The organism is Metapseudomonas otitidis (assembly GCF_900111835.1).
In the GTDB taxonomy this organism is placed as follows: Bacteria; Pseudomonadota; Gammaproteobacteria; order Pseudomonadales; family Pseudomonadaceae; genus Metapseudomonas; species Metapseudomonas otitidis.
On the sequence record NZ_FOJP01000023.1, the window covers coordinates 58,028 to 79,435 of the forward strand.

The following is a 21,408-nucleotide window of genomic DNA, read 5'->3' on the forward strand; positions in this document are numbered from 1 at the left end:
CATGCAAGACGCCCAGCTGATCCTGCCGGCGCCGGCCAAGCTCAACCTCATGCTGCACATCCTCGGGCGCCGTCCCGACGGCTACCACGAGCTGCAGACGCTGTTCCAGTTCCTCGACCACGGTGACGAACTGGGCTTCTCGCTCCGCGAGGATGGCGAGATCCACCTGCGCACCGAGGTGCCCGGCGTCCCCCATGACAGCAACCTGATCGTCCGCGCCGCGCGCCGCCTGCAGCAGGCATCCGACACCCGCCTGGGCGCTGACATCTGGCTCGACAAGCGCCTGCCCATGGGCGGCGGCATCGGCGGCGGCAGTTCCGACGCCGCCACCACCCTCCTCGGCCTCGACCACCTCTGGCAGACGCACCTCGGCGAAGAGCGCCTGGCCGAGCTGGGGCTGGCACTGGGTGCCGACGTGCCGGTGTTCGTACGCGGTCGCGCGGCCTTCGCCGAAGGCGTCGGCGAGCGCCTGCAACCGGTCACCCTGGAGGAGCCGTGGTTCCTCGTCGCCGTACCGCAAGTCTTTGTCAGCACAGCAGAAGTTTTCACCGATCCCGAGTTGACACGGAATTCGGCGCCCATTAATCTTCGCAGCCTTCTTGAGGGGGGCAGTCGTAACGACTGTCAGCCAGTGGTCGAGAAGCGTTACCCCGAAGTTCGTAACGCACTGATGTGGTTGAACAAATTCACATCGGCCCGACTGACCGGCACCGGAGCTTGTGTGTTTGGGAGCTTCCCAAACCGGGACGATGCTGATAAAGTCGCCCGCCAACTTCCGGCCACTCTGCCAAGTTTCGTCGCCAAGGGCAGCAACATCTCGATGCTGCATCGACGCCTCGAAAGCCTGGCTTGAAAGAAGTGTGCAAGTCCTCCGGTTATACCGATACAGGGGCGTCGCCAAGCGGTAAGGCAGCAGGTTTTGATCCTGCCATGCGTTGGTTCGAATCCAGCCGCCCCTGCCATAACCCTTCCCAGGGTCCTCGGTAGAACAGGTCTTGCAACGGTAGTTAAACGATATAGGGGCGTCGCCAAGCGGTAAGGCAGCAGGTTTTGATCCTGCCATGCGTTGGTTCGAATCCAGCCGCCCCTGCCATACACGAAGAAGCTGTTCAAAAGCCTCGGCGTTTGAACAGCTTTTTAATTCATCAGGTCCACCCTCAGCCGGCAGGTACTGCGCGTGTCCAAGATGATGGTCTTCACGGGGAACGCCAACCCCGATCTGGCGCGTCGCGTCGTACGTCAACTGCATATCCCCCTCGGTGATGCCTCTGTAGGCAAGTTCTCCGACGGCGAAATCAGCGCGGAAATCAACGAAAATGTCCGCGGTAAGGACGTCTTCCTGATCCAGCCCACGTGCGCGCCCACCAACGACAACCTGATGGAGCTGGTGGTGATGGCTGATGCCTTCCGCCGCTCCTCGGCGTCCCGTATCACCGCTGTGATCCCCTACTTCGGCTATGCCCGCCAGGACCGCCGCCCGCGTTCCGCTCGCGTGGCGATCAGCGCCAAGGTCGTGGCCGACATGCTCACCGTGGTCGGTATCGACCGCGTGCTGACCGTCGACCTGCATGCCGACCAGATCCAGGGTTTCTTCGATATCCCCGTGGACAACATCTACGGCTCCCCCGTCCTGGTGGATGACATCGAAGACCAGCGTTTCGACAACCTCATGATCGTCTCCCCGGACATCGGTGGCGTGGTACGTGCCCGTGCCGTCGCCAAGTCCCTGGGCGTCGATCTGGCGATCATCGACAAGCGTCGTCCCAAGGCCAACCAGTCCGAAGTCATGCACATCATCGGTGATGTGGATGGCCGTACCTGCGTCCTGGTCGACGACATGGTCGACACCGCCGGCACCCTCGGCCACGCCGCCAAGGCGCTGAAGGACCACGGCGCTGCCAAGGTCTACGCCTACTGCACCCACCCGGTGCTGTCCGGTCGTGCCATCGAGAACATTGAAAACTCCGTGCTGGACGAGCTGGTGGTGACCAACACCATCCCGCTGTCTGCCGCGGCACAGGCCTGCTCCCGTATCCGTCAACTGGATATCGCGCCGGTCGTGGCTGAAGCGGTCCGCCGCATCAGCAATGAGGAATCGATCAGCGCGATGTTCCGCTAAGGAACGCGCCTGACGAAAACGCCCCGCTCCGGCGGGGCTTTTTTGCCTAACCGCCCAAGATGCTGGTCGCAAGCACTCGGGGCGGTTTGGCTATTTTGGAGAACTGCAATGACTGAATTCGCCCTGAACGCTTCCGTACGTTCCGACCTGGGGAAAGGTGCGAGCCGCCGCCTGCGTCGTAACGAAGCCCAAGTTCCCGCCGTTGTCTACGGTGGCGACAAGGCTCCGCAATCCATCGGTCTGCTGGCCAAAGAACTGGCCAAGCTGCTGGAAAACGAGGCTGCCTTCAGCCACGTGATCGCCCTGAACGTTGCCGGTGCCACCGAGACCGTTCTGATCAAGGCCCTGCAGCGTCACCCGTCCAAAGGCTTCGTCGTACACGCTGACTTCCAGCGCGTCGTTGCCGGCCAGAAGCTGACCGCTCACGTACCGCTGCACTTCCTGAACGAAGCCACTGCTGTTGGCGTGAAGACTGGTGGTGGCGAGATCTCCCACACCATCTCCGAAGTCGAAGTTTCCTGCCTGCCGAAAGACCTGCCGGAATTCATCGAAGTCGACCTGGCCAAGGTCGAAGTGGGTCAGACTGTTCACCTGTCCGACCTCAAGCTGCCGAAAGGCGTCGAGCTGGTGGCCCTGGCCCACGGCAACGACCTGGCAGTTGCCAACATCCACGCTGCTCGCGTAGCGAAGGAAGAAGGCTCCGCCGAGTAATTCGCGCAGCCTGAAAAGGAAGGGCCCCTGTCGTGACCGCCGTACAACTGATCGTCGGCCTGGGAAATCCAGGCCCCGAATACGACCAGACCCGGCATAACGCAGGGGCCCTTTTCGTTGAGCGCGTGGCAGACAGCCAGCGCGTCAACCTGTCTCTCGACAAGAAGTATTTCGGCCTCGTTGGCAAATTCAGCCACCAGGGCCGCGACGTTCGTCTGCTCATCCCCACCACCTACATGAACCGCAGCGGCCAGTCCGTGGCGGCGCTCGCCGGTTTCTTCCGCATCCCGGTCGACGCGATCCTGGTGGCCCACGACGAACTCGACATGCCCCCCGGCGTCGCCAAGCTCAAGCAGGGCGGCGGCCATGGCGGGCACAACGGGTTGCGCGACATCATCGCCCAGCTCGGCAACCAGAACGGCTTCCATCGCCTGCGCCTCGGCATCGGCCATCCCGGGCACGCCAGCCTGGTATCCGGCTACGTCCTCGGCCGCGCACCGCGCAGCGAGCAGGAACTGCTCGACACCAGCATCGACTTCGCCCTCGGCGTGCTGCCCGACATCCTCGCGGGGGACTTCACCCGCGCGATGCAGAAACTGCACAGCCAGAAGGCCTGATCCACACCTCTTAATCGCCCCATTGGCGCGAGGGACATAGCATGGGATTCAATTGCGGCATCGTCGGCCTGCCCAACGTTGGCAAGTCCACCCTGTTCAACGCCCTGACCAAATCCGGCATCGCGGCGGAAAACTTCCCCTTCTGCACCATCGAGCCGAACAGCGGCATCGTTCCCATGCCCGACGCACGCCTGGAAGCCCTGGCCGAGATCGTCAAGCCGGAGCGGGTCCTGCCCACCACCATGGAGTTCGTCGACATCGCTGGCCTGGTCGCCGGAGCCTCCAAGGGTGAAGGCCTGGGCAACAAGTTCCTCGCCAACATCCGCGAGACCGACGCCATCGCCCACGTCGTGCGCTGCTTCGAGGACGACAACGTCATCCACGTCTCCAACAGCGTCGACCCCAAGCGCGACATCGAGATCATCGACCTCGAACTGATCTTTGCCGACCTCGACAGCTGCGAGAAGCAACTGCAGAAAGTGGTCCGCAACGCCAAGGGCGGCGACAAGGACGCCATCGCCCAGAAGGCCCTGCTGGAACAGCTGATCGCCCACTTCACCGAAGGCAAGCCCGCGCGCAGCCTGATGAAGAACATGGACGACGAGCAGAAGCGCGTGATCCGCGGCTTCCACCTGCTCACCAGCAAGCCGGTGATGTACATCGCCAACGTCGCCGAGGACGGCTTCGAGAACAACCCGCACCTGGACGTGGTCAAGGCCATCGCCGCCGAAGAAGGCGCCGTGGTCGTACCGGTGTGCAACAAGATCGAAGCCGAGATCGCCGAGCTGGACGACGACGAAGAGAAACTCATGTTCCTCGAGTCCATGGGCATGGAAGAGCCGGGCCTGAACCGCGTGATCCGCGCCGGCTACAACCTGCTCAATCTGCAGACCTACTTCACCGCTGGCGTGAAGGAAGTCCGCGCCTGGACCGTGCGCATCGGCGCCACCGCCCCGCAGGCGGCTGCCGTCATCCACACCGACTTCGAGAAAGGCTTCATCCGTGCCGAAGTGGTCGCCTATGACGACTTCATCCAGTACAAGGGCGAAGCCGGCGCCAAGGAAGCCGGCAAATGGCGCCTGGAAGGCAAGGAATACATCGTCAAGGACGGCGACGTGATGCACTTCCGCTTCAACGTCTAAGCCCTCCCCGCTTTACCCGAAGCCCCCTGCGGACCTGCTCCGCCGGGGGCTTCGTGCTTCAGGCCGCCTCCCCCCGCTGCTCGAACACCTCCCGCGCCACCGCCAGGCCGTTCAGCGCGGCCGGGAAGCCGGCGTAGACGGCCATCTGCATGATCGTCTCGACGATCTCCGTGCGGCTGGCGCCGACGTTCAGCGCGCCGTGCACGTGGACCTTCAGTTGCGGGGCGGCGTTGCCCAGGGCGGTCAGGGCCGCCACCACGGCGATCTCCCGGCTCTTCAGGTCCAGCCCCGGGCGGGAATAGATGTCGCCGAAGGGGAACTCCACCAGGTAGCGCGCAAAGTCCGGGGCGATGCCCGCCAGGCTCTCCACCACCCGCTCACCGGCCTCGCCGTCGATCTCCTTCAGTTTCGCCAGCCCACGCTGGTAGCGGCTCTCGTCATTCATCTGCGTTGCCCTTCTCGGTTGATGGCTCCAGCCCCAGGGCCTGCTCGCACGCGCGGTAATGCTCGATCTTCGCGTGCAGCGCATCGGCGGCCTGGCGCATCGCCTCGATCTCGGCCAGGACCTCCGCAAGGTGGCCCTCCAGCATCTGGCGACGCGCCGGCACCGTCGGGTCCCCGGCGCTCCTCAGCGCTGCGAACGCCTGCATCTTGCCGATGGGCATGCGGGTCGTGCGCAAACGCAGCAGGAACTCGATCCAGGCCATGTCCGAAGCCGCGTAGCGCCGCTGCCCACCCGGCGCCCGGCCCACCGGGGCGATGAGCCCGATGCGCTCGTAATAACGCAGGGTGTGAGCCGTGAGCCCGGTGCGCCGGGCGACTTCGTCGATGCTGAGATGAGGTTCCATGGGGCGATCCTAGAAGTTCGAGCGCGCTCTAAGTCAACCCTTTGCCGGTGCCGCGTCAAGCACCGCCCTCAGCGCCGGCGAAAACGCAGGGGCAGGCCCTGGCAATCCTCCCCGAAGCGGCCCTGGTGCCAGCCCAACTGGCCCGACACCAGCGTGGTGCGCACCGCGTAGCGGAAGGTGCGGCCCTGGAACGGCGTCCAGCCGCACTGCGCGTGGATCGGGTCCGCCTCCACCGGTCGGGGCTCGGCCAGGCGCTCCACCAGCACCAGGTCGGCCCAGTAGCCCTCGCGCAGGTAGCCGCGCCGCTCGATGGAAAAGCGCTCCGCCACCGCGTGGCTGGTCTTGTGCACCAGCAGCGTCAGCGGCAGCAGCCCGTCGGCCACCAGCTCCAGCAGCGCCGGCAGGCTGTGCTGCACCAGCGGCAACCCGGCGGGCGCCTGGGCGTAGGGCCGAGCCTTCTCCTCCCGGGTGTGGGGCGCGTGGTCGCTGCCGATCACGTCCAGCCGCCCGTCCAGCAACGCCCGGCGCAGGGCATCGCGGTCGGAGGGCGCCTTGATCGCCGGATTGCACTTGATCAGGTGGCCCAGGCGCGGGTAGTCGCGGTCATCGAACAGCAGGTGGTGCACGCACACCTCGGCGGTGATGCGCTTGCCCGGCAGCGGCCCGGGGATGAACAGCTCCAGCTCCCGCGCGGTGGTGATGTGCAGCACATGCAGGTCGGTGTCGAAGCGACGGGCCAGCGCCACCGCCCGGCTGGATGAGCGGTAGCAGGCCTCCGCATCGCGGATCAGCGGGTGCGCGTCGGGCGGGATGGCGTCGCCGTAGCCGGCCGCCCATTGCGCCTCGCGCTCGCGGATGCGCGGCGTGTCTTCGCAGTGGGCCAGCAGCAGCGTCGGGCACTCGCGGAACAGCCGCTCCAGGGACGCCTCGTCGTCCACCAGCAGGTTGCCGGTGGAGGCCCCCATGAACACCTTCACCCCCGCCACCCGCTCCGGGTCGAGCCGGGCCACGGTGTCGAGGTTGTCCCGGCTCACACCGAAGTGAAAACCGTAGTTCACCGAAGAACAGGCCGCCGCGCGGCGCTCCTTCGCCGCCAGCGCCTCCAGGTCCAGGGTCGGCGGCTGGGTGTTGGGCATGTCCATCACGCTGGTCACGCCCCCGGCCAGCGCCGCGCGGGACTCGCTGAGGAAGGTGCCCTTGTGGGGCGCGCCGGGGTCACGGAAGTGCACCTGGTCATCGATCATCCCCGGCAGCAGGTACTGGCCGTTGGCGTCGATCACCCGCACATCTGGCCGGGCGCTGATGCTGCGGTCGATGCGCTCGATACGGCCGTTGTGCACCAGCAGGTCGGCCTCCCACTCACAGCCTTCGTTGACCAGGCGGGCATTGCGGATCAGCAGGTTATGCATGGCTAGAACTCGTTCTGCAGGGCCTTGTAGCCGCGCACCAGATCGATGTTGGTGCGCGCCACGTCTTCGGAGAATTCGGCGGCGGAGACGCTCACCCGGGGCAGGCTGTCCAGATCGGTCTTCGGCCCGATGCGCTGGGTCGAGGTCACGTGGAAGCCCGGAGGCAGGTCGCAGCCGTCCACCACCGCGTTGTGCCGCACCACGCAGCCGTCGCCCACGGTGCAGTTGAACAGCACGCTGTTGAAGCCGATGAACACCCGGTCCCCCACCTGGCAGGGGCCGTGAATAATCGAGCGGTGGGCGATGGAGGTGTGACTGCCGATGGTGACCGCCGCCCCGGACTTGGAGTGGATCACCACCCCGTCCTGGATGTTGGAGTTGGCACCGATGACGATCGGCTGCATGTCACCGCTCGCGTCCACCTCATCCGCGCGGATCACCGCATAGGGCCCGATGAACACGTTGTCCTGCACGATCACCTTGCCGCAGAGGATCGCGGTCTTGTCCACATAGGCGGACTCGGCAATCACCGGCAGGTGGCCGGAAGGGTTCTTGCGGATCATGGACGGCCTCCCGCAGAAGGCGCCGGCACCGAGCTCACCACCCGCAACCCCGCGCCGGAGAGCTGGTTGTAGAAGCACGAACGGCGCCCGGTGTGGCAGGCCGGGCCGGCCTGGTCCACCTGCAGCAGCAGCGCATCACCGTCGCAATCCAGGTGGGCGCTGACCAGGTGCTGCACATGCCCGGAGGTATCGCCCTTGCGCCACAGGCAGCGGCGCGAGCGCGACCAGTAGCACGCGCGCCCCTCCTCCAGCGTGGCCCGCAGGGACTCGGGGTTCATCCACGCCAGCATCAGCACCTCGCCGCTGTCGTACTGCTGCGCCACGGCGGGGATCAGCCCATCGGCACTCCAGGGAATGGCCGCGATCACCGCCTCCAGATCCCGCCCGGTGCCGGCCGGGCTCCGCTCCAGTTGCAGCCAGAAGCTCATGGCGCCAGCGCCTGCAGCAGCCGCTCGACGTTCTGCCGGTACATGCCCAGGTAGGTGCTGGCCGGGCCCTCGGCCGCCAGCGCATCGGAATACAGCGTGCCGCCCACCCGCGCACCGGCCTCCTCGGCGATCTGCTTCACCAGCCGCGCATCGCGGATGTTCTCCACGAAGATGGCCCGCACGCCCTCCGCCCGCAGCTGGCGGATCAACCCCGCCACCTCGGCGGCGGAGGGCTCGGCCGCATCGCTCACGCCCTGGGCCGCGAGGAACTGCAGGCGCCACTCCTGGGCGAAGTAACCGAAGGCGTCGTGGCTGGTCAGCACCCGGCGCCGCTCCGGCGGCAACGCCATCAGGCGCGGGGCGATGCTCTGGCGCAGCGCCCCCAGGCGGCCCAGCCAGGAGTCCCGCCGCGCCTCGAAGGCCGCCGCCCGGGCCGGCACCAGTTGCACCAGCGCCTGGGTGATGTTGCGCGCGTAGATCTCCGCATTGCCCAGGCTCTGCCAGGCGTGGGGGTCCACCAGGCGCTGGTCGTCCTCCAGCACCGTCATCGGCACCACGCCCTTGCTGGCGTCGATGCGCGTGCCGCGCGCCTCGCCGTTGGCCAGCAGGCGCTCCAGCCAGGGCTCGAAGCCCAGCCCGTTGGCGATCACCAGGTCCGCCTCCAACACCGCCCGCACCTGGGCCGGAGCGGGCTCGAAGACGTGGGCATCGGCATCCGCCCCCACCAGGTTGGTGAGCTGGATATCGTCCCCGCCGATCTCGCGGGTGATGTCCGCCAGGATGCTGAAGGTGGTCACCACCCTCGCCTTCTCCGCAGCGAACAGTGAAACGGGCAGGCACAGCAACAGCACAACGCACAGGCGCATGAACATGCGGGGGCTCCTCAACAGGGCACGGGAAGGGGCGCGCGTCGCAGCAAGCCGTGGACCGGCCCGACGAACACCGAAATCAGGTAAGCGAGCCCCGCCAGCAACACAATGCAGGGGCCGCTGGGCAGGTTGGCGTGGAACGACAGCAACAGCCCCAGCCACACGCAGCTCGCGCCAATGCCCGCCGCCGTCAGCAGCAGCACCGGCAGGCGCCGGCTCCAGAAGCGCGCCGCAGCGGCCGGCAGCATCATCAGCCCCACCACCATCAGCGCACCGATGGCGTGGAAGCCGGTCACCAGGTTGAGCACCACCAGCGCCAGGAATAGCGCATAGGCCGGCGCCCCGAAGCGGCTCACCCCACGCAGGAACACCGGGTCGAAGCTGTCCCACAGCAGCGGGCGGTAGATCAGCGCCAACAGCGCCAGGCTCGTGCCGGCCACCGTCAGCATGCTGCGCAGCGTCTCGCCGTCCACCGCCAGGGCCGAGCCGAACAGCAGGTGCAGCAGGTCGATCCGGCGCCCGGCCAGCCCCAGCAACAGCACGCCGCCCGCCAGGGAAATGGGGTAGATGGCCGCCAGGCTCGCATCCTCCCGCAGGCCGGTGCGGCGGGTGATCCACGCCGCCAGCCCGGCCATCCCCAGCCCCGCCACCAGCCCGCCGAAGGTCAGCGCCGGCAGACTCAGGCCGAAGAACCAGAACGCCAGCGCCGCACCGGGCAACACCCCATGGGAAATGGCATCGCCGATCAGGCTCATGCGCCGCAGCATCAGGAACACCCCGAGCGGCCCCGCGCTGCACGCCAGCGCCACCCCGCCCAGCAGCGCCCGCTGCAAAAAGGCGAACTCCGCAAAGGGTTGCCAGAGCGCCGCGAGCATCAGGCCACCTGCTGGCGGGTGGGCGCCGGCAGCAGCACGCGGCTGGCGCCATGACGGCAGCCGTCAGCGCGGATCAGCAGGCAGCGCGGCAAGCGCTCGCGCACCGCCTCCAGGTCATGGCAGACCACCAGTTGCGTACGCCCCTCCCGCTGCCAGCGGGCGATGCGCTGCCAGAGAATCGCCTGGCCCTCCGCGTCCAGCGCCGCGTCGGGTTCGTCCAGCAACAGCAGCGGCGCGTCCATCAGCTCCAGCCGCGCCAGCAAGGCCCGCTGCAACTCCCCGCCGGAAAGCGCCAGCAGCGGCTGGTCGGCCAGCGCCTCCAACTGCCAATCAGCCAGGGCCGCCTCGCAGCGCCTGCGCCGCTCCACCCGGCTCAAGCGGCTGCGCCACAGCCCCGCCATCGCCAGCTCCCCCAGGCTGAGGGGGAACTGCCGGTCCAGCGCCTGTTGCTGCTGCAGAAAGCCCACCGCCCCCAGGCCCGCCGCCCCGACGCTCACCCGCCCCGCCAAGGGGCGCTGCAAACCGGCGATCACCCGCAGCAGGCTGCTCTTGCCGCACCCGTTGCGCCCCACCACCGCCGTAAGGCTGCCGGCCGGCAACGCCAGGGAAAGCGGCGGCGCCAACGGCCGCGCAGGCGGCCCCCATTGCAAGGCATCGAACTGAAGCATCGTCAGGTCCAGGGCGTGGGAGAAAGGGCTGTAGGAAAACGCAAATGTTATAAAGTAACAATTCACGCTTCACAACCCATTTCCCCGCGCACGCCCCTCCCCTTTTCCAACCCGAACGCCAACCGGCACCCACCGCTAAGCGGTTGATCGCCCTTCGAAAAATTCTGAAAAGTGGGGTTGACAGAGACAGGGAGCGAGAGAATAATGCGCGCCACGTTGGCTACGTAGCTCAGCTGGTTAGAGCATAGCATTCATAATGCTGGGGTCCGGGGTTCAAGTCCCTGCGTAGCCACCATACAAAACAAAGGGTTAGCTTCGGCTAACCCTTTGTGCTTTCTGGGGTGTTCATTTCTTGACGCTCCCCTGCCCGCCTCCCTGCATCACGCCCTCCCTCTGATTGCCCTCACCGCAGCGGCCCTCATGCTGCGCCGCCCTTCCCTGGCTCCCCACTCTGGCACGCGCCTCCGTCAACAGCACCGCTTGTTGGATCCCGTGACCACAGGGCCCGAATCGTACGGATGGTGGAAAGGAAGACCTCGCTGGGAAAGCGCTCACGGCAATGACCATCGATGGTCATGAAGAACGCTTCCTCATACACACCCGCCATGGGCAGGACCACGCCGACGATGTGCTTGCAGCACCAGATCGGCGCCTCGCTGTCGTCCCATACCAGCTCGACGAGCACCGTCTTGCCGATGTAGCCGATAGCCGTGTTCGCATCGAATTCCAAAGCGCCGCGCTTGCCAGTCGTAGCCGCTCCGAAGGGTGAATCCAGGTGCCGTCTCATTGCCTATCCCTGCCTCTGAAATGCCCATAAACTGTGACTCAATCACGCTCAAATATGACGTAATATTCGTCATATGAGCCAATCATACATGACGAAATATTCGGCACAACGAAATATTCGTCATTCTATAGATGGTTTTTGAATATGGAAGATCGGCTCAGGGAGGTTGTAAGGCATATAGGCCCTTCAACCTTGGCGAAAAATACGACCATCAGTGATCGACGCCGGTGGCAAACCGTGGCGACTGACTTCAGAACGAAAACCCGGGTCGAAGACCTGGCAGCGCTGCTGGCCGTCTACCCCGAGTACGAGCTCTACATCATCCACGGTGAGACCGACCTGGCCCGGGGGCAGATCAGCCCGGGCGTTACCGAAGCAGATGTGGAGTTGGCGGGGGACGGAGCGGGGAGTAGGTAGCGGGACGTGGCACGGCGGTGTAGCGGCGCAAGGACAAGCAGGAGGTGATGGTCCCCTCCGACCTGGGCAGCCAGTTCAGCAACTCGGACTGGCTGAGCGCTTTCAGGGCAAACAACCTGATCAGCAGCGTGAACCACCGCGGCAAACGCTCTCAGCCAGCGCTCTTATAGCGTACCTTCTGCGCTACCGCCCCAACTCAACGCAAAGCGCTGGGTCGCCCAACGGCACCCAATACGAACCATCGACGCCGTCTTCTCCAAGCTTCTTGGAAATCTGTTTGTAGTAGTCCGCATCGTCGTAAAGACACGCCATGCTCACCGCCAGATTGAGATTTTCCTTGCCAGGGTAGCGCTCTACGAGGTCGTCCAGGCTCCGCTTCATACGGGTCCAGTCGAGCAGGGACTCGTCCGGATCTTCATGCTTCATAAGCAGGCTGGCATAGAGCCTGGCGTACATCGCGTCGCCTTCGATGTCCCTACGTTTATCAGTCCAATAGCCGACGAAACGGTCCACAGCCTGCCAGCTTCCACCCCACCTCGGCACAAGCCGGCTCAATAGCACCTCGTAGAAATCGTAGTAGTTAGGCCACTTGGCAACGCCTTCGCGGAACACATCCATGGGCTTGCTGGTACCACCACCATCCGTGACGACTGCCAGCAACAGGTTCTGGGCCAACGGTGTATCTCGCACCTCGGCCGGGGCCGCCAGGATCGCCTTCTCACACTCGCCCAGTTTCTGCATGAAAAGCTTCAGCGCCTCATCCGGCGTTTGTGACGCGTACGCGCCACCGCGTGCGCGCCATGCATCGGCATAGAAGAAACGTAGTTCGGCAAACTTCGCGAAGGCGGAACCAGGTCGTTGAGCCTTCCACTTGGCGATGCGTGCAGGCTCAGCAGCATCAGCGCCAGGTGCCGGCATCTGCTTGCGATAGAACCAATACGCCGCGCTGGCTCCAGGCCGACCGGAGGAGAAAGACACCTCGGGCCGCATCAGGCAACCCAGTGCCTCATCCAATTGCTGGTATCGCTCCGACGAGTAAAGCGAAAGCAGCCCAGCAACCGTGTTGTTCATGCTGCTCAAATCGAATGCCACACTGGTTGGGCATTCGGAACTGAGCGTTGCAGCCCCGGCACCATGAGTAGTAGGGGCCTGGGACGCTACCGCATCGAGCGCGACTAAGGAAAACAGACTGCAAAGGCTGGCGGCATAAAGGAACGAACGCATGTGAAACTCCATTTCAGTAAAAAGCTCCGAAAGTGCTGCAGCTTAGTCATCAATCAATGCGCAGACCATGGCAGGGTGGGCAGTCTCGTGTTAGGCCTACTTACTCCAAGATCTTTCAACCGCCCATTGGCAAGTACGAACTGAGCAGATAAAGCGGCGCCTAGCCCCAGTGAAAGAATTCAGCCAATAAGCGACCCAATGCAGCGATCAAAGATATGGGTAAGAGCGCCATAGTCGCAGACGACAGCATCGATGTTGGCCTGAATCCACTCATGCTCATCAACCGCCCACCAACTCAGTTCAAAACCAGCGTTGATGATGATGAACTCAAACAGGATGCGCTGAGCTCGACCATTTCCGTCGCGGAAGGGATGGATCATATTCAAATCGCCAAAGGCTTCAGCCACAGCGGGAACCAGCTGGTTGCGATCAAAGTCTTCGAACCAGTTTGCCTGCGCCAAACCGTGAAAGATTTTTTCAGCCTCGGGCTCAATACGACTGACATTGCAGAAGTGCGTGTTTCCCTTGGAGATATCCACGGTACGCAACTCACCGGCCCAGTCGTATACGTCCCGGAAGAGCTGCTGGTGAATGCGCTTCAGGGCAACCACGTCATAGGGCGGTGCAATGAACTCGATGTTGCTGGCAGCGATTGAAGAAAGGGTGCGCTCAGCTTCGCTCAGTGCGTCGCCATCGGTAAGGCCCAGGCGGTTTCGAAGAACCGATGTGCCGGGGTAGCAATAAGGGTCCTGACCAACTCCGTATTTGTCGACCATCAGCCTTTCTTGTTGCGGTAGGCGCTCATGGCGGCTTCGCGGGTAGGCAGCTCGCGCTTCGCATCGGCCGGGGTTACATCAAACCCCTCCAGGCGAAGACTGGCGACATAGTTGGATTGGCGAACTTTGGCGAAATAGGCCTTTTTGGCCGCTAGGGACGGAGCAGGCATGGTGTGCGTCTCTCGCTGGGAACCGCGCCATTATAGCGGATCGTCAGCTTCCCCTTGAGGGAATGCCGTCCCGATCCCTACCCATCAGAGCCCTTTCCTGGAACTCAGTGAATCGACTGGCAGCGGACTAATTTGAGCCGGGTGAGCACTGGAGCGGCCGGCCAACCCACGCCCTTATCCACACCTCCCGCATATACAACTCCTCCGGCAGCACATAGCCCCAGCGCCCCCGGATATCGGTGCGGGGCGCGCGGGGGCGGTGGGTGGCGGCTGGGACGGGGCGCCATTGGCCGTAGGGCGTGGGGGTGAGGATGCAGAGCAGGCGCAGTGCGGGGCGTGCCTGCTGGGGGTGAACGGCCTTGTTCATATGAGCTCCCGGTTATGGCGGTTGGTGCTCTGGTTGTAGGCGTTGAAGGCGAGGCGGTCGAGGCGCTTGATTTCGGTGGTGTCGAAGGTGTTTGTGTCCTGCAGGGCGTCGAGGTAGCCGCCCATGCGGATGTAGTAGGCGAGTGCGCGTTCCGGGTCGGAATAGCGGATGGCCTTGAGTAGCAGGCGCAGTTGAACGTTGATGGCTTTCATTGGGCGTAGTCCCCCGCGCTGAACACTGTTTTGCCGCTCTCCAGGTCGAGGCGGATGCGGTGCAGGTTGATGACGCGGCGTCGGCCGATCTTCACGGTGGGGATGGTGTTGCTCTCGACCCAGCCGCGCACCACGTCTTCGGTGATCTCCGCGATGCCGCACATTTCCGCCAGCACCAGTTGCGTGCAAAACGGCGCACAGCGGAAATCGTTCATTCGCTCAGGCTTTGCGCCCGTGCTGAACCTCACTACTCCAGACTGTTCCATACAGACACCCTATAATCGGCCACTCTAAGCCACTATGAGTAATAGATACTCAAAGCAATCTAGGGCACTGTTGCTTTTGAGTAAAGGTTACTCAAGCCGAGAAAACTCAATGGACGCCGTAAGAAACAGAGCACTTCAACTGATTCGGGCTGTAGGACCGAAGCACTTGAGCGAGCTCGGGGGCAAGAACTACGAACGCTGGCGGAACATCAGCGGCGGCAAGATCCGGATCAGCACCGAGGAAGTGGGCATCCTGGCCGAGGCTTATCCACAGTTCGCGCTCTGGCTGATATCCGGGCGCACGGAGCCGGAGAACGGGCACATCAGCCCGGATGGCGCGCCTTCTGCGTGATGACAGAGGGGTGAAGCCAGACCAGGGGCAGAGCAGCCCCGAACACGACGGCTTGATCGCCCCGCCCTCCCAGGCCTAGCGCCGCCTTTCACCTTCCCCGCCCGGTGCCCCCGCTATGCGCGCCGGGCCCTTCCCTCTCCTGACCCCCCGGCTTCACGCCTACCATCCCCCGCTGCGCGCGGCCAACTGCTCATGCAAGGACCACGCGAAGGCGTAGGGCTGTTCGCGCCGGCTGAAGGTGGCCTCGGCCTGGTGCCAGCGCGCTTCATCCAGCCCGCTGCGGGCGATTTCGTGGGCGAGTGCTTCGATCTGCCGTTCGAGGGTGCTGCCCAGGCCGGCGGTGACGGTGAGGGGCAGGCCGAACAGCGGCCGCCCGATGAAGACGGGGTAGCGCTCCACCGGCACATCGAGGGCGGTGGCCTGGATGCCCAGCAGGACGACACGGCCCTCGGCATCCACCACCTCCAGCCCGTACGAGCCGCCATCGCTCAGGGCCCAGCCGTCGAGGCGCTGGAGGGGGTAGGCCAGGCGGGGCACCTGGGTGAGGTAGAGGTAGCCGGCGGCTGCGGCACTGGCGGCGAGTGCCAGGGTGAGTGAGGTGATCCCTGATGCGCGTTTCATCGAGGCCTCCTTGCGGGTGGGCGAAGCCTACAGGGTGCGAGGCCTGGCGGGCCATGGCGGCTTGCCCGGGCGCTGAAAGCGGAACTGGCCGGTCATCCACCCGGTGGGAAAAAGTTGTACAAGCCTCTTGCGCAAACTTATACGCAGCAGTAGAAAAGCTATACAAATTTACTGAATGTACAGCTTTAGAGGACTCGACCATGCCGGCCTACCGCGCGCCGCTCCGCGACATGCGCTTTGTGTTCGATGAAGTACTCGACGCCTATTCGCACCTGCAGGCGCTGCCGTCCCAAGGGGAATTCGGCGCGGACCTGGGCAGCGCGATCCTCGAAGAGGCGGCGCGCCTGGCGGAGGGCGTGCTGGCCCCGCTGAACAGTTCGGGCGACAAGGAAGGCTGTCATTACGACCCGGCGACCCGCGCGGTGAAGACGCCCGCCGGGTTCCGCGAGGGTTACCGCCAGTTCGCCGAAGGCGGCTGGACCGCGCTGGCCTGCCCCACCGAGTTCGGCGGCCAGGGCCTGCCCCATGTGCTGAACATGATGGTGGAGGAGATGGTGTGCTCGGCGAACCTGTCGCTGGGCATGTACCCGGGCCTGACCCACGGCGCCATCAACGCCCTCTCCGCCCACGGCACCCGCGAGCAGCAGGAGGCTTACCTGCCGAAGCTGATCAGCGGTGAATGGACCGGCACCATGTGCCTGACCGAGCCGCAGTGCGGCACGGACCTGGGGCTGATCCGCACCCGCGCCGAACCCCAGGCGGACGGCAGCTACGCGCTGAGCGGTACGAAGATCTGGATCACCGGCGGTGAGCACGATCTGGTGGAGAACATCGTCCACCTGGTGCTGGCCCGCCTGCCCGACGCGCCGGCCGGGGTGAAGGGGATTTCGCTGTTCCTGGTGCCCAAGTTCCTCGCCGATGGCAGCCGCAACCCGGCGTTCTGCGGGGGGCTGGAGCACAAGATGGGCATCAAGGGCTCGGCTACCTGTGTGATGAATTTCGAGGGGGCCAAGGGCTGGCTGATCGGCGAGCCCCACAAGGGCCTGCGCTGCATGTTCACGATGATGAACTCGGCACGCCTGATGGTCGGCATGCAGGGCCTGGGCATTGCCGAGAACGCCTACCAGATCAGCCTGGGCTTCGCCCGCGAGCGTTTGCAGAGCCGCTCCCTGAGCGGGCCGAAGGCGCAGGACAAGCCGGCCGACCCGATCCTGGTGCACCCGGACGTGCGGCGCATGCTGCTGCGCCAGAAGGTGATGATCGAGGGCAGCCGCGCGCTGGCCTACTTCACCGGCCTGCATCAGGACATCGCCCACGACCACCCGGACGCCGAGGTGCGCCAGCAGGCGGACGATCTGGTGCAGCTGCTGACGCCGGTGGTGAAGGCCTTCCTCACCGACGAGGGCTTCGCCTGCGCCAACGAGGGCCTGCAGGTGATGGGCGGCTCGGGCTTCACCGAGGACTGGGGCATCGAGCAACTGGTGCGGGACTGCCGCATCACCCGTATCTACGAAGGCACCAACGGCATCCAGGCGCTGGACCTGGTGGGCCGCAAGCTGGCCCTGGGCGGCGGCCGTGCGGTGCGTGGTTTCTTCCAGTTGGTGGGTGAGTGGCTCAAGGCCAATCCCGAGGCGGCCCACGTGGCCAAGGTGGACAAGGCGCTGCGCCAGTTGCAGCAGGCGACGATGTGGCTGGCCACCGAAGGCATGAAGGACCCGGAACAGGCCGGCGCTGCAGCCACGCCCTACCTGCGGCTGTTCGCGCTGACCGCGCTGGCCTGGCTGTGGGCCCGCATGGCTCAGGTGGCCCAGGCCAAGCTGGACGCCGGCAGTGAGGAGAAGACCTTCTACGGCGCCAAGCTGAAGTCCGCCGACTTCTACATGACCCGAACCCTGACCGAGACCGACGGCCTGCTGGCCGAGGTGATGGCAGGCAAAGCATCCCTGATGGCGTTCAACGAGGACGAGTTCGCCGCATAGCCAACCCTCCCCCTCCGTATGCGCACGCCGGCAATCCCTCCCTTTTTTGATTGCCGGTTTTTTTTTGCCCGGAATTTGGTCGGCCCGTGGGCCGGCTGGGGCCGTCGTAGGGCGGGTTTCAGCCCACCGGCCAACATCGACCGGGACCGATGCGGTTCGCCGAGCTCACCGCATCCTACGAGCAGGCGATGGGCCGGTTTGTGGGGGCGGGTTCGTTCGCGATGGGGAGGGAATGGTCAGCGCCGTTCCCGGGCTGAAGCCCGGGCTACGAGTGACAACGTGCCGGCCCACTGCCATTCGTACAGGCACACACAGTGGTGGATCGCGCTTTATCGATCCACCACGGAGTCATACCGGATGCACATGGTGGGCAGGAAAAGCCTCGCGAATGAATTCGCGCGGTGTACGGCACGGAGCCGTAGGGTGGGCTTCAGCCCACGCTGTCTGCCGCTGGTGGGCTGAAGCGGAACGCCGCCCGGCCCACCCTGCAGGGCATGTGCCCTGGGATCGGGAGGGAATTGATGCGGTTCGCTGAGCTCACCGCATCCTACGGGGTGCGCGTTGGGTGACGTGTGGGCAAATAAAAACACCCCGCCGGGGCGGGGTGTTCGTGGGGGTGCCGTCAGGAGGCGGTGTTGGTGGTCAGGTGGGCGTCGGGTTGGTTGCCGAGTTTGAACACCTTGAACAGCACGGTCAGCAGTACGAGGAAGGCCGGGCCGATGTAGAGGGCGATGCGGGTGTCTTCGAAGAAGGCCATGAGTGCCACCACCAGCACCAGGAAGGCCAGGGCGAGGTAGGAGCTGATGGGGAACAGCCACATCTTGAACTGCAGCTTGCCCTGCTCGGCGGGGCTGAGGCTGCGGCGGAACTTCATCTGCGCGAGCAGGATCATGGCCCAGGTCCAGATGGCGCCGAAGGTGGCGATGGAGGTGACCCAGACGAACACCTTCTCCGGCACCAGGTAGTTCAGCAGCACGCCCAGCAGCAGGGCGAAGATGGACAGCAGCAGGGCGTTGCGCGGGACGCCATTGCCGGAGGTGCGGCCGAAGGCGCGCGGGGCCTGGCCGTGCTGGGCAAGGCTGTAGAGCATGCGGCCGGTGCTGAAGATGCCGCCGTTGCAGGAGCTGAGGGCGGCGGTGATGACCACGAAGTTGATGATGCCGGCGGCAGTCTTGATGCCCAGGCGCTCGAAGGTCATGACGAAGGGGCTGCCCTGGGTGCCGATCTCGTTCCACGGGTAGATGGACATGATCACGAACAGCGCGCCGACGTAGAACAGCAGGATGCGCCAGAACACGGAGTTGATGGCGTCGGGGATGGTCTTCTGCGGGTTGCGCGCTTCACCGGCGGTGAGGCCGATCATCTCCACGCCGAGGTAGGCGAACATGACCATCTGCAGGGACATGAGCACGCCCTGCACGCCGTTGGGCATGAAGCCGCCGTGGGTCCAGAGGTTGCTGATGCCAGTGGCGATGCCACCGTTGCCGATCCCGAAGAGGATCATGCCGGCGCCGGCCACCACGAGGGCGATGATGGTGACGATCTTGATGAGGGCGAACCAGAACTCGAACTCGCCGAAGGCGCGCACGGTGATGAGGTTGACGGTGCCCATGCTCGCCAGGGCCAGGAGGGCCCAGATCCAGCGGTCCACGTCGGGGAACCAGATCTGCATGTAGATGGCGACGGCGGTGATCTCCGCGACGCAGGTCACCAGCCAGAGGAACCAGTAGTTCCAACCGGTGAGGAAGCCGGCCAGCGGGCCGAGGTAATCCTGGGCGTAGCGGCTGAAGGAGCCGGCCACGGGGTTGTGCACGGCCATCTCGCCGAGGGCGCGCATGATCACCAGGATGGCGAGGCCGCCGATGATGTAGGAGAGCATGATGGCGGGGCCGGCCATCTGGATGGCCTTGGCCGATCCCAGGAACAGACCGACACCGATGCAGGCGCCGAGCGCCATGAGCCGTATGTGTCGTTCACCCAAACCGCGGTGCAGTTGATCGCTGCTGGACATGAAGAACCTCTTATTTTTGTAAAAGGGCTGACACCCGCCAGGGGGTAACCCGGCGGGCGCTCTCGTTTCCCGCGGGCCCGGTTTGGGCGGGCGGGAGCAGAGGACGTCCGGGGCCACAGGGCATGCCTGTCGGCCAGGCTCGGACGGCCGGCTGTTGTATAGGGGGGTGTGCCGGGGGGCAACTTGCCAATCGGCTTCCGGGTTAAAACAGCTGAATCTGCTGCGCGGACTATACAGCGCAGTGAAAATGTCTTCGATACGACCAATTGGCAGGAATAGCGCGGCTGGTACGCCCGTTCTGACCCGGGAACGACGGGGAAGCCGCGATTCCTGGCCGTTTCGCCAGAAAGCCCCTGCCCGGCCTGCGTTGTGGTGTCGCAGGCCGGCGCGCGGGTCAGCGCAGCTTGGGGCGGGTGCCCAGCAGGAGGCCGGCGAAGATCATCGCGCCGCCGAGCCAGTGGTAGCCCTGCAGGGACTCGCCGAGCACCAGGTAACCCAGCAGCGCGGTGAACACCGGCATGAGGTAGTTGGTCAGCGATACCTTGGCCACGCCGAGCACGGCGATGCCCCGGTTCCACAGCAGGTAGGCGATCAGCGAGGCGAAGGTGCCGGTGTAGCCGATGGCGGCGAGGTTGGCCGGGCTGGGGGCGAAGCCCTGGCCGCTGGCGATCTCCAGCAGGTACAGCGGCAGCAGCATGGGCACGCCGCAGAGGATCAGCGCGCCGAGGAACACCAGCGGGGGGATGCCCTGGAACCAGGCGGCCCAGCGCCGTTGCAGCAGGGTGTAGAGCGCCCAGTCGAGCACGCCGAGCAGCATGATCAGGTCGCCGGGGTTGAAGCGCAGGCCGGCCAGGGTGGCCAGGCTGCCCTGGCCGATCAGCACCAGCAGGCCGAGGATGGCGACGGCCATGCCGCCCCAGGCGCGTCGGGCCGGCCATTCCCCCAGCAGCACCCCGGCGCCGATGAAGGTGGCCAGGGGCAGGCAGGTGTTGAGCAGGGTGAGGTTGATGGCCACGGTGGTGCGCGCGGCGAAGTACATCAGCACGCTGAAGGTGCAGATGCCCAGCGCGGCCACCACCAGCAGGCGCCAGCCGGCGCGGCGCAGGGCGGCACGGTGCTGCCACAGGGGCTTGGCGATGAAGGGCAGGAGCAGCACCAGGGCGACGCTCCAGCGCCAGAAGGTCAGGGCGAAGGGCGGGATGTCGTCATGGAAGGCGCGGGCCACCAGGGCGTTGCCGGCCCAGCAGGCGCTGGCCAATACCAGGCCGGCCCAGGCGAGCGCCGGGGCGTGTGTGCGGTTCATGGGTCAGCGCACGCCCTGGGGGCGCAGGCGGTACTGCGGCGGCAACTGGTCGATGCCGCTGACGGTGACGTTGAGGTCTTTCCAGAGGCCGTCCTTGATGCCGTAGATGCAGCCGTGCACGGACAGCGACTGGCCACGGTGCCAGGCGTTCTGGACGATGGTGGTGTGGCTGACGTTGGCCACCTGCTGCATGACGTTCAGCTCGCAGAGGCGGTCGACCCGCGCTTCGTCGGTGGGGAACTGGGCGATGTGGTCGCGGTGTTCGTAATAGAGGTCGCGGATGCTGCGCAGCCAGCCGTCGATCAGGCCGAACTGGGCATCCTGCATGGCGGCGCGCACGCCGCCGCAGCCGTAGTGGCCGGTGACGAGGATGTGCTTCACCCGTAGCACGTCCACGGCGTACTGGACGACCGACAGGCAGTTGAGGTCGGTGTGCAGGACGACGTTGGCGACATTGCGGTGGACGAACAGGTCGCCGGGCAACATGCCGACGATCTCGTTGGCCGGTACGCGGGCGTCGGAGCAACCGATCCACAGGTATTCGGGCGCTTGCTGCTTGGCCAGTTTCTCGAAGAACTGGGGGTCGTCTTCCTTGATGCGTTCAGCCCAGCGGGCGTTGTTGTCCAGCAGCTGCTGCAGGTCGCTCATGGTGCTTTTCCTCCGTTGGCCGGCGC

25 protein-coding genes and 3 tRNA genes are annotated in these 21,408 nt (G+C 65.2%); 10 read left to right on the plus strand and 18 right to left on the minus strand.

Annotated elements, in window-relative coordinates; translation table 11 throughout:
• The first annotated feature begins 1 nt into the window (after position 1).
• The 7 genes from ispE (at position 2) to ychF (ending at position 4,589) form a co-directional block, all read left to right on the plus strand.
• A complete protein-coding gene (gene ispE / locus BM198_RS25645) occupies positions 2–853 on the plus strand; it encodes a 4-(cytidine 5'-diphospho)-2-C-methyl-D-erythritol kinase (protein WP_074973506.1) in 852 nt (283 codons plus the stop codon).
• Positions 854–887: 34 nt separating this feature from the next.
• A tRNA-Gln gene (locus BM198_RS25650) sits at positions 888–962 on the plus strand.
• Positions 963–1,018: 56 nt separating this feature from the next.
• A tRNA-Gln gene (locus tag BM198_RS25655) sits at positions 1,019–1,093 on the plus strand.
• 84 nt (positions 1,094–1,177) lie between these two features.
• Positions 1,178–2,119: a ribose-phosphate pyrophosphokinase gene (locus BM198_RS25660; RefSeq protein WP_044404458.1), complete on the plus strand. Its 942-nt coding sequence runs from the start codon at positions 1,178–1,180 to the stop codon at positions 2,117–2,119.
• 108 nt (positions 2,120–2,227) lie between these two features.
• On the plus strand, positions 2,228–2,830 hold the full coding sequence (locus tag BM198_RS25665) for a 50S ribosomal protein L25/general stress protein Ctc (protein WP_044404455.1): 603 nt from the start codon (positions 2,228–2,230) through the stop codon (positions 2,828–2,830).
• A 32-nt stretch (positions 2,831–2,862) separates the two neighbouring features.
• A complete protein-coding gene (gene pth, locus BM198_RS25670) occupies positions 2,863–3,447 on the plus strand; it encodes an aminoacyl-tRNA hydrolase (RefSeq protein ID WP_044404452.1) in 585 nt (194 codons plus the stop codon).
• A gap of 41 nt (positions 3,448–3,488) precedes the next feature.
• Complete coding sequence (gene ychF, locus BM198_RS25675; protein ID WP_044404449.1) at positions 3,489–4,589, plus strand: redox-regulated ATPase YchF; 1,101 nt, start codon at positions 3,489–3,491, stop codon at positions 4,587–4,589.
• A 58-nt stretch (positions 4,590–4,647) separates the two neighbouring features.
• Here ychF and BM198_RS25680 read toward each other — a convergent pair whose 3' ends face one another.
• The 8 genes from BM198_RS25680 to BM198_RS25715 all read right to left on the minus strand — a co-directional run bounded on the left by BM198_RS25680 (position 4,648) and on the right by BM198_RS25715 (position 10,249).
• Positions 4,648–5,034 (minus strand): carboxymuconolactone decarboxylase family protein, encoded by a 387-nt coding sequence (locus BM198_RS25680; protein WP_044404447.1) that lies wholly within the window; start codon positions 5,032–5,034, stop codon positions 4,648–4,650.
• Positions 5,027–5,437, minus strand: a complete 411-nt coding sequence (locus tag BM198_RS25685; protein WP_044404445.1) for a MerR family transcriptional regulator — start codon at positions 5,435–5,437, stop codon at positions 5,027–5,029. Before BM198_RS25685 ends, BM198_RS25680 begins: the two co-directional genes overlap by 8 nt.
• Positions 5,438–5,505: 68 nt before the next feature.
• Positions 5,506–6,846, minus strand: coding sequence for a dihydroorotase (locus BM198_RS25690; protein ID WP_074973508.1), 1,341 nt, complete (start codon positions 6,844–6,846; stop codon positions 5,506–5,508).
• Positions 6,847–6,848: 2 nt separating this feature from the next.
• Positions 6,849–7,409: a gamma carbonic anhydrase family protein gene (locus BM198_RS25695; RefSeq protein WP_043245640.1), complete on the minus strand. Its 561-nt coding sequence runs from the start codon at positions 7,407–7,409 to the stop codon at positions 6,849–6,851.
• Complete coding sequence (hisI, locus tag BM198_RS25700; protein ID WP_074973510.1) at positions 7,406–7,837, minus strand: phosphoribosyl-AMP cyclohydrolase; 432 nt, start codon at positions 7,835–7,837, stop codon at positions 7,406–7,408. Before hisI ends, BM198_RS25695 begins: the two co-directional genes overlap by 4 nt.
• Positions 7,834–8,703: a metal ABC transporter solute-binding protein, Zn/Mn family gene (locus tag BM198_RS25705; protein WP_074973545.1), complete on the minus strand. Its 870-nt coding sequence runs from the start codon at positions 8,701–8,703 to the stop codon at positions 7,834–7,836. The genes hisI and BM198_RS25705 overlap by 4 nt, the downstream gene beginning before the upstream one ends.
• A gap of 17 nt (positions 8,704–8,720) precedes the next feature.
• The gene (locus tag BM198_RS25710; RefSeq protein WP_043245644.1) at positions 8,721–9,581 is read right to left on the minus strand and encodes a metal ABC transporter permease; all 861 of its coding nucleotides are present in this window, start codon (positions 9,579–9,581) and stop codon (positions 8,721–8,723) included.
• On the minus strand, positions 9,581–10,249 hold the full coding sequence (locus tag BM198_RS25715) for a metal ABC transporter ATP-binding protein (RefSeq protein ID WP_044404436.1): 669 nt from the start codon (positions 10,247–10,249) through the stop codon (positions 9,581–9,583). The genes BM198_RS25710 and BM198_RS25715 overlap by 1 nt, the downstream gene beginning before the upstream one ends.
• A gap of 218 nt (positions 10,250–10,467) precedes the next feature.
• On the opposite strand from BM198_RS25715, the gene BM198_RS25720 reads away from it, so the two are divergent.
• A tRNA-Met gene (locus BM198_RS25720) sits at positions 10,468–10,544 on the plus strand.
• Between the two features lie 123 nt (positions 10,545–10,667).
• Here the strand turns inward: BM198_RS25720 and BM198_RS29895 are convergent.
• The 6 genes from BM198_RS29895 to BM198_RS25755 form a co-directional block, all read right to left on the minus strand.
• Positions 10,668–11,036 (minus strand): hypothetical protein, encoded by a 369-nt coding sequence (locus BM198_RS29895; RefSeq protein WP_074973512.1) that lies wholly within the window; start codon positions 11,034–11,036, stop codon positions 10,668–10,670.
• A 600-nt stretch (positions 11,037–11,636) separates the two neighbouring features.
• Positions 11,637–12,677, minus strand: a complete 1,041-nt coding sequence (locus BM198_RS25735) for a DUF4034 domain-containing protein (protein WP_074973514.1) — start codon at positions 12,675–12,677, stop codon at positions 11,637–11,639.
• 179 nt (positions 12,678–12,856) lie between these two features.
• Complete coding sequence (locus tag BM198_RS25740; protein WP_074973516.1) at positions 12,857–13,453, minus strand: Fic/DOC family protein; 597 nt, start codon at positions 13,451–13,453, stop codon at positions 12,857–12,859.
• The gene (locus BM198_RS29900; RefSeq protein ID WP_139131194.1) at positions 13,453–13,623 is read right to left on the minus strand and encodes a YhfG family protein; all 171 of its coding nucleotides are present in this window, start codon (positions 13,621–13,623) and stop codon (positions 13,453–13,455) included. Before BM198_RS29900 ends, BM198_RS25740 begins: the two co-directional genes overlap by 1 nt.
• A 363-nt stretch (positions 13,624–13,986) precedes the next feature.
• On the minus strand, positions 13,987–14,202 hold the full coding sequence (locus BM198_RS25750) for a hypothetical protein (RefSeq protein WP_074973521.1): 216 nt from the start codon (positions 14,200–14,202) through the stop codon (positions 13,987–13,989).
• Complete coding sequence (locus BM198_RS25755) at positions 14,199–14,468, minus strand: hypothetical protein (protein WP_044403789.1); 270 nt, start codon at positions 14,466–14,468, stop codon at positions 14,199–14,201. The genes BM198_RS25750 and BM198_RS25755 overlap by 4 nt, the downstream gene beginning before the upstream one ends.
• Before the next feature lie 166 nt (positions 14,469–14,634).
• Here BM198_RS25755 and BM198_RS25760 point away from each other — a divergent pair, with 166 nt between their 5' ends.
• Entirely contained in the window at positions 14,635–14,820 is a 186-nt protein-coding gene (locus tag BM198_RS25760) for a DNA-binding protein (RefSeq protein WP_236211543.1), read from the plus strand.
• Between the two features lie 159 nt (positions 14,821–14,979).
• Here BM198_RS25760 and BM198_RS25765 read toward each other — a convergent pair whose 3' ends face one another.
• Positions 14,980–15,441 carry a hypothetical protein gene (locus tag BM198_RS25765; RefSeq protein WP_074973523.1) on the minus strand — a complete coding sequence of 154 codons (462 nt, stop codon included), beginning with the start codon at positions 15,439–15,441 and terminating at the stop codon, positions 14,980–14,982.
• A 200-nt stretch (positions 15,442–15,641) separates the two neighbouring features.
• On the opposite strand from BM198_RS25765, the gene BM198_RS25770 reads away from it, so the two are divergent.
• Positions 15,642–17,420: an acyl-CoA dehydrogenase C-terminal domain-containing protein gene (locus BM198_RS25770; RefSeq protein WP_074973524.1), complete on the plus strand. Its 1,779-nt coding sequence runs from the start codon at positions 15,642–15,644 to the stop codon at positions 17,418–17,420.
• A gap of 622 nt (positions 17,421–18,042) precedes the next feature.
• Here BM198_RS25770 and BM198_RS25775 read toward each other — a convergent pair.
• The 3 genes from BM198_RS25775 to can all read right to left on the minus strand — a co-directional run bounded on the left by BM198_RS25775 (position 18,043) and on the right by can (position 21,382).
• Positions 18,043–19,431 carry an amino acid permease gene (locus BM198_RS25775; RefSeq protein WP_074973526.1) on the minus strand — a complete coding sequence of 463 codons (1,389 nt, stop codon included), beginning with the start codon at positions 19,429–19,431 and terminating at the stop codon, positions 18,043–18,045.
• Positions 19,432–19,825: 394 nt separating this feature from the next.
• On the minus strand, positions 19,826–20,734 hold the full coding sequence (locus BM198_RS25780; RefSeq protein WP_074973529.1) for a DMT family transporter: 909 nt from the start codon (positions 20,732–20,734) through the stop codon (positions 19,826–19,828).
• A gap of 3 nt (positions 20,735–20,737) precedes the next feature.
• Complete coding sequence (gene can, locus BM198_RS25785) at positions 20,738–21,382, minus strand: carbonate dehydratase (RefSeq protein WP_044407857.1); 645 nt, start codon at positions 21,380–21,382, stop codon at positions 20,738–20,740.
• Between the last annotated feature and the right edge of the window lie 26 nt (positions 21,383–21,408).

What these genes read in the sequence shown, in the direction of transcription:
- BM198_RS25685 (WP_044404445.1), bottom strand. Translation starts at nt 5,437, where the DNA reads ATGGAACCTCATCTCAGCATCGACGAAGTCGCCCGGCGCACCGGGCTC.
- ispE (WP_074973506.1), top strand. Translation starts at nt 2, where the DNA reads ATGCAAGACGCCCAGCTGATCCTGCCGGCGCCGGCCAAGCTCAACCTC.
- hisI (WP_074973510.1), bottom strand. Translation starts at nt 7,837, where the DNA reads ATGAGCTTCTGGCTGCAACTGGAGCGGAGCCCGGCCGGCACCGGGCGG.
- BM198_RS25740 (WP_074973516.1), bottom strand. Translation starts at nt 13,453, where the DNA reads ATGGTCGACAAATACGGAGTTGGTCAGGACCCTTATTGCTACCCCGGC.
- BM198_RS25705 (WP_074973545.1), bottom strand. Translation starts at nt 8,703, where the DNA reads ATGCGCCTGTGCGTTGTGCTGTTGCTGTGCCTGCCCGTTTCACTGTTC.
- BM198_RS25780 (WP_074973529.1), bottom strand. Translation starts at nt 20,734, where the DNA reads ATGAACCGCACACACGCCCCGGCGCTCGCCTGGGCCGGCCTGGTATTG.
- BM198_RS25690 (WP_074973508.1), bottom strand. Translation starts at nt 6,846, where the DNA reads ATGCATAACCTGCTGATCCGCAATGCCCGCCTGGTCAACGAAGGCTGT.
- BM198_RS25665 (WP_044404455.1), top strand. Translation starts at nt 2,228, where the DNA reads ATGACTGAATTCGCCCTGAACGCTTCCGTACGTTCCGACCTGGGGAAA.
- BM198_RS25755 (WP_044403789.1), bottom strand. Translation starts at nt 14,468, where the DNA reads ATGGAACAGTCTGGAGTAGTGAGGTTCAGCACGGGCGCAAAGCCTGAG.
- BM198_RS25775 (WP_074973526.1), bottom strand. Translation starts at nt 19,431, where the DNA reads ATGTCCAGCAGCGATCAACTGCACCGCGGTTTGGGTGAACGACACATA.
- BM198_RS25765 (WP_074973523.1), bottom strand. Translation starts at nt 15,441, where the DNA reads ATGAAACGCGCATCAGGGATCACCTCACTCACCCTGGCACTCGCCGCC.
- BM198_RS25695 (WP_043245640.1), bottom strand. Translation starts at nt 7,409, where the DNA reads ATGATCCGCAAGAACCCTTCCGGCCACCTGCCGGTGATTGCCGAGTCC.
- BM198_RS25710 (WP_043245644.1), bottom strand. Translation starts at nt 9,581, where the DNA reads ATGCTCGCGGCGCTCTGGCAACCCTTTGCGGAGTTCGCCTTTTTGCAG.
- ychF (WP_044404449.1), top strand. Translation starts at nt 3,489, where the DNA reads ATGGGATTCAATTGCGGCATCGTCGGCCTGCCCAACGTTGGCAAGTCC.
- BM198_RS25735 (WP_074973514.1), bottom strand. Translation starts at nt 12,677, where the DNA reads ATGCGTTCGTTCCTTTATGCCGCCAGCCTTTGCAGTCTGTTTTCCTTA.
- BM198_RS25715 (WP_044404436.1), bottom strand. Translation starts at nt 10,249, where the DNA reads ATGCTTCAGTTCGATGCCTTGCAATGGGGGCCGCCTGCGCGGCCGTTG.
- can (WP_044407857.1), bottom strand. Translation starts at nt 21,382, where the DNA reads ATGAGCGACCTGCAGCAGCTGCTGGACAACAACGCCCGCTGGGCTGAA.
- BM198_RS25680 (WP_044404447.1), bottom strand. Translation starts at nt 5,034, where the DNA reads ATGAATGACGAGAGCCGCTACCAGCGTGGGCTGGCGAAACTGAAGGAG.
- BM198_RS29895 (WP_074973512.1), bottom strand. Translation starts at nt 11,036, where the DNA reads ATGAGACGGCACCTGGATTCACCCTTCGGAGCGGCTACGACTGGCAAG.
- BM198_RS29900 (WP_139131194.1), bottom strand. Translation starts at nt 13,623, where the DNA reads ATGCCTGCTCCGTCCCTAGCGGCCAAAAAGGCCTATTTCGCCAAAGTT.
- BM198_RS25770 (WP_074973524.1), top strand. Translation starts at nt 15,642, where the DNA reads ATGCCGGCCTACCGCGCGCCGCTCCGCGACATGCGCTTTGTGTTCGAT.
- BM198_RS25750 (WP_074973521.1), bottom strand. Translation starts at nt 14,202, where the DNA reads ATGAAAGCCATCAACGTTCAACTGCGCCTGCTACTCAAGGCCATCCGC.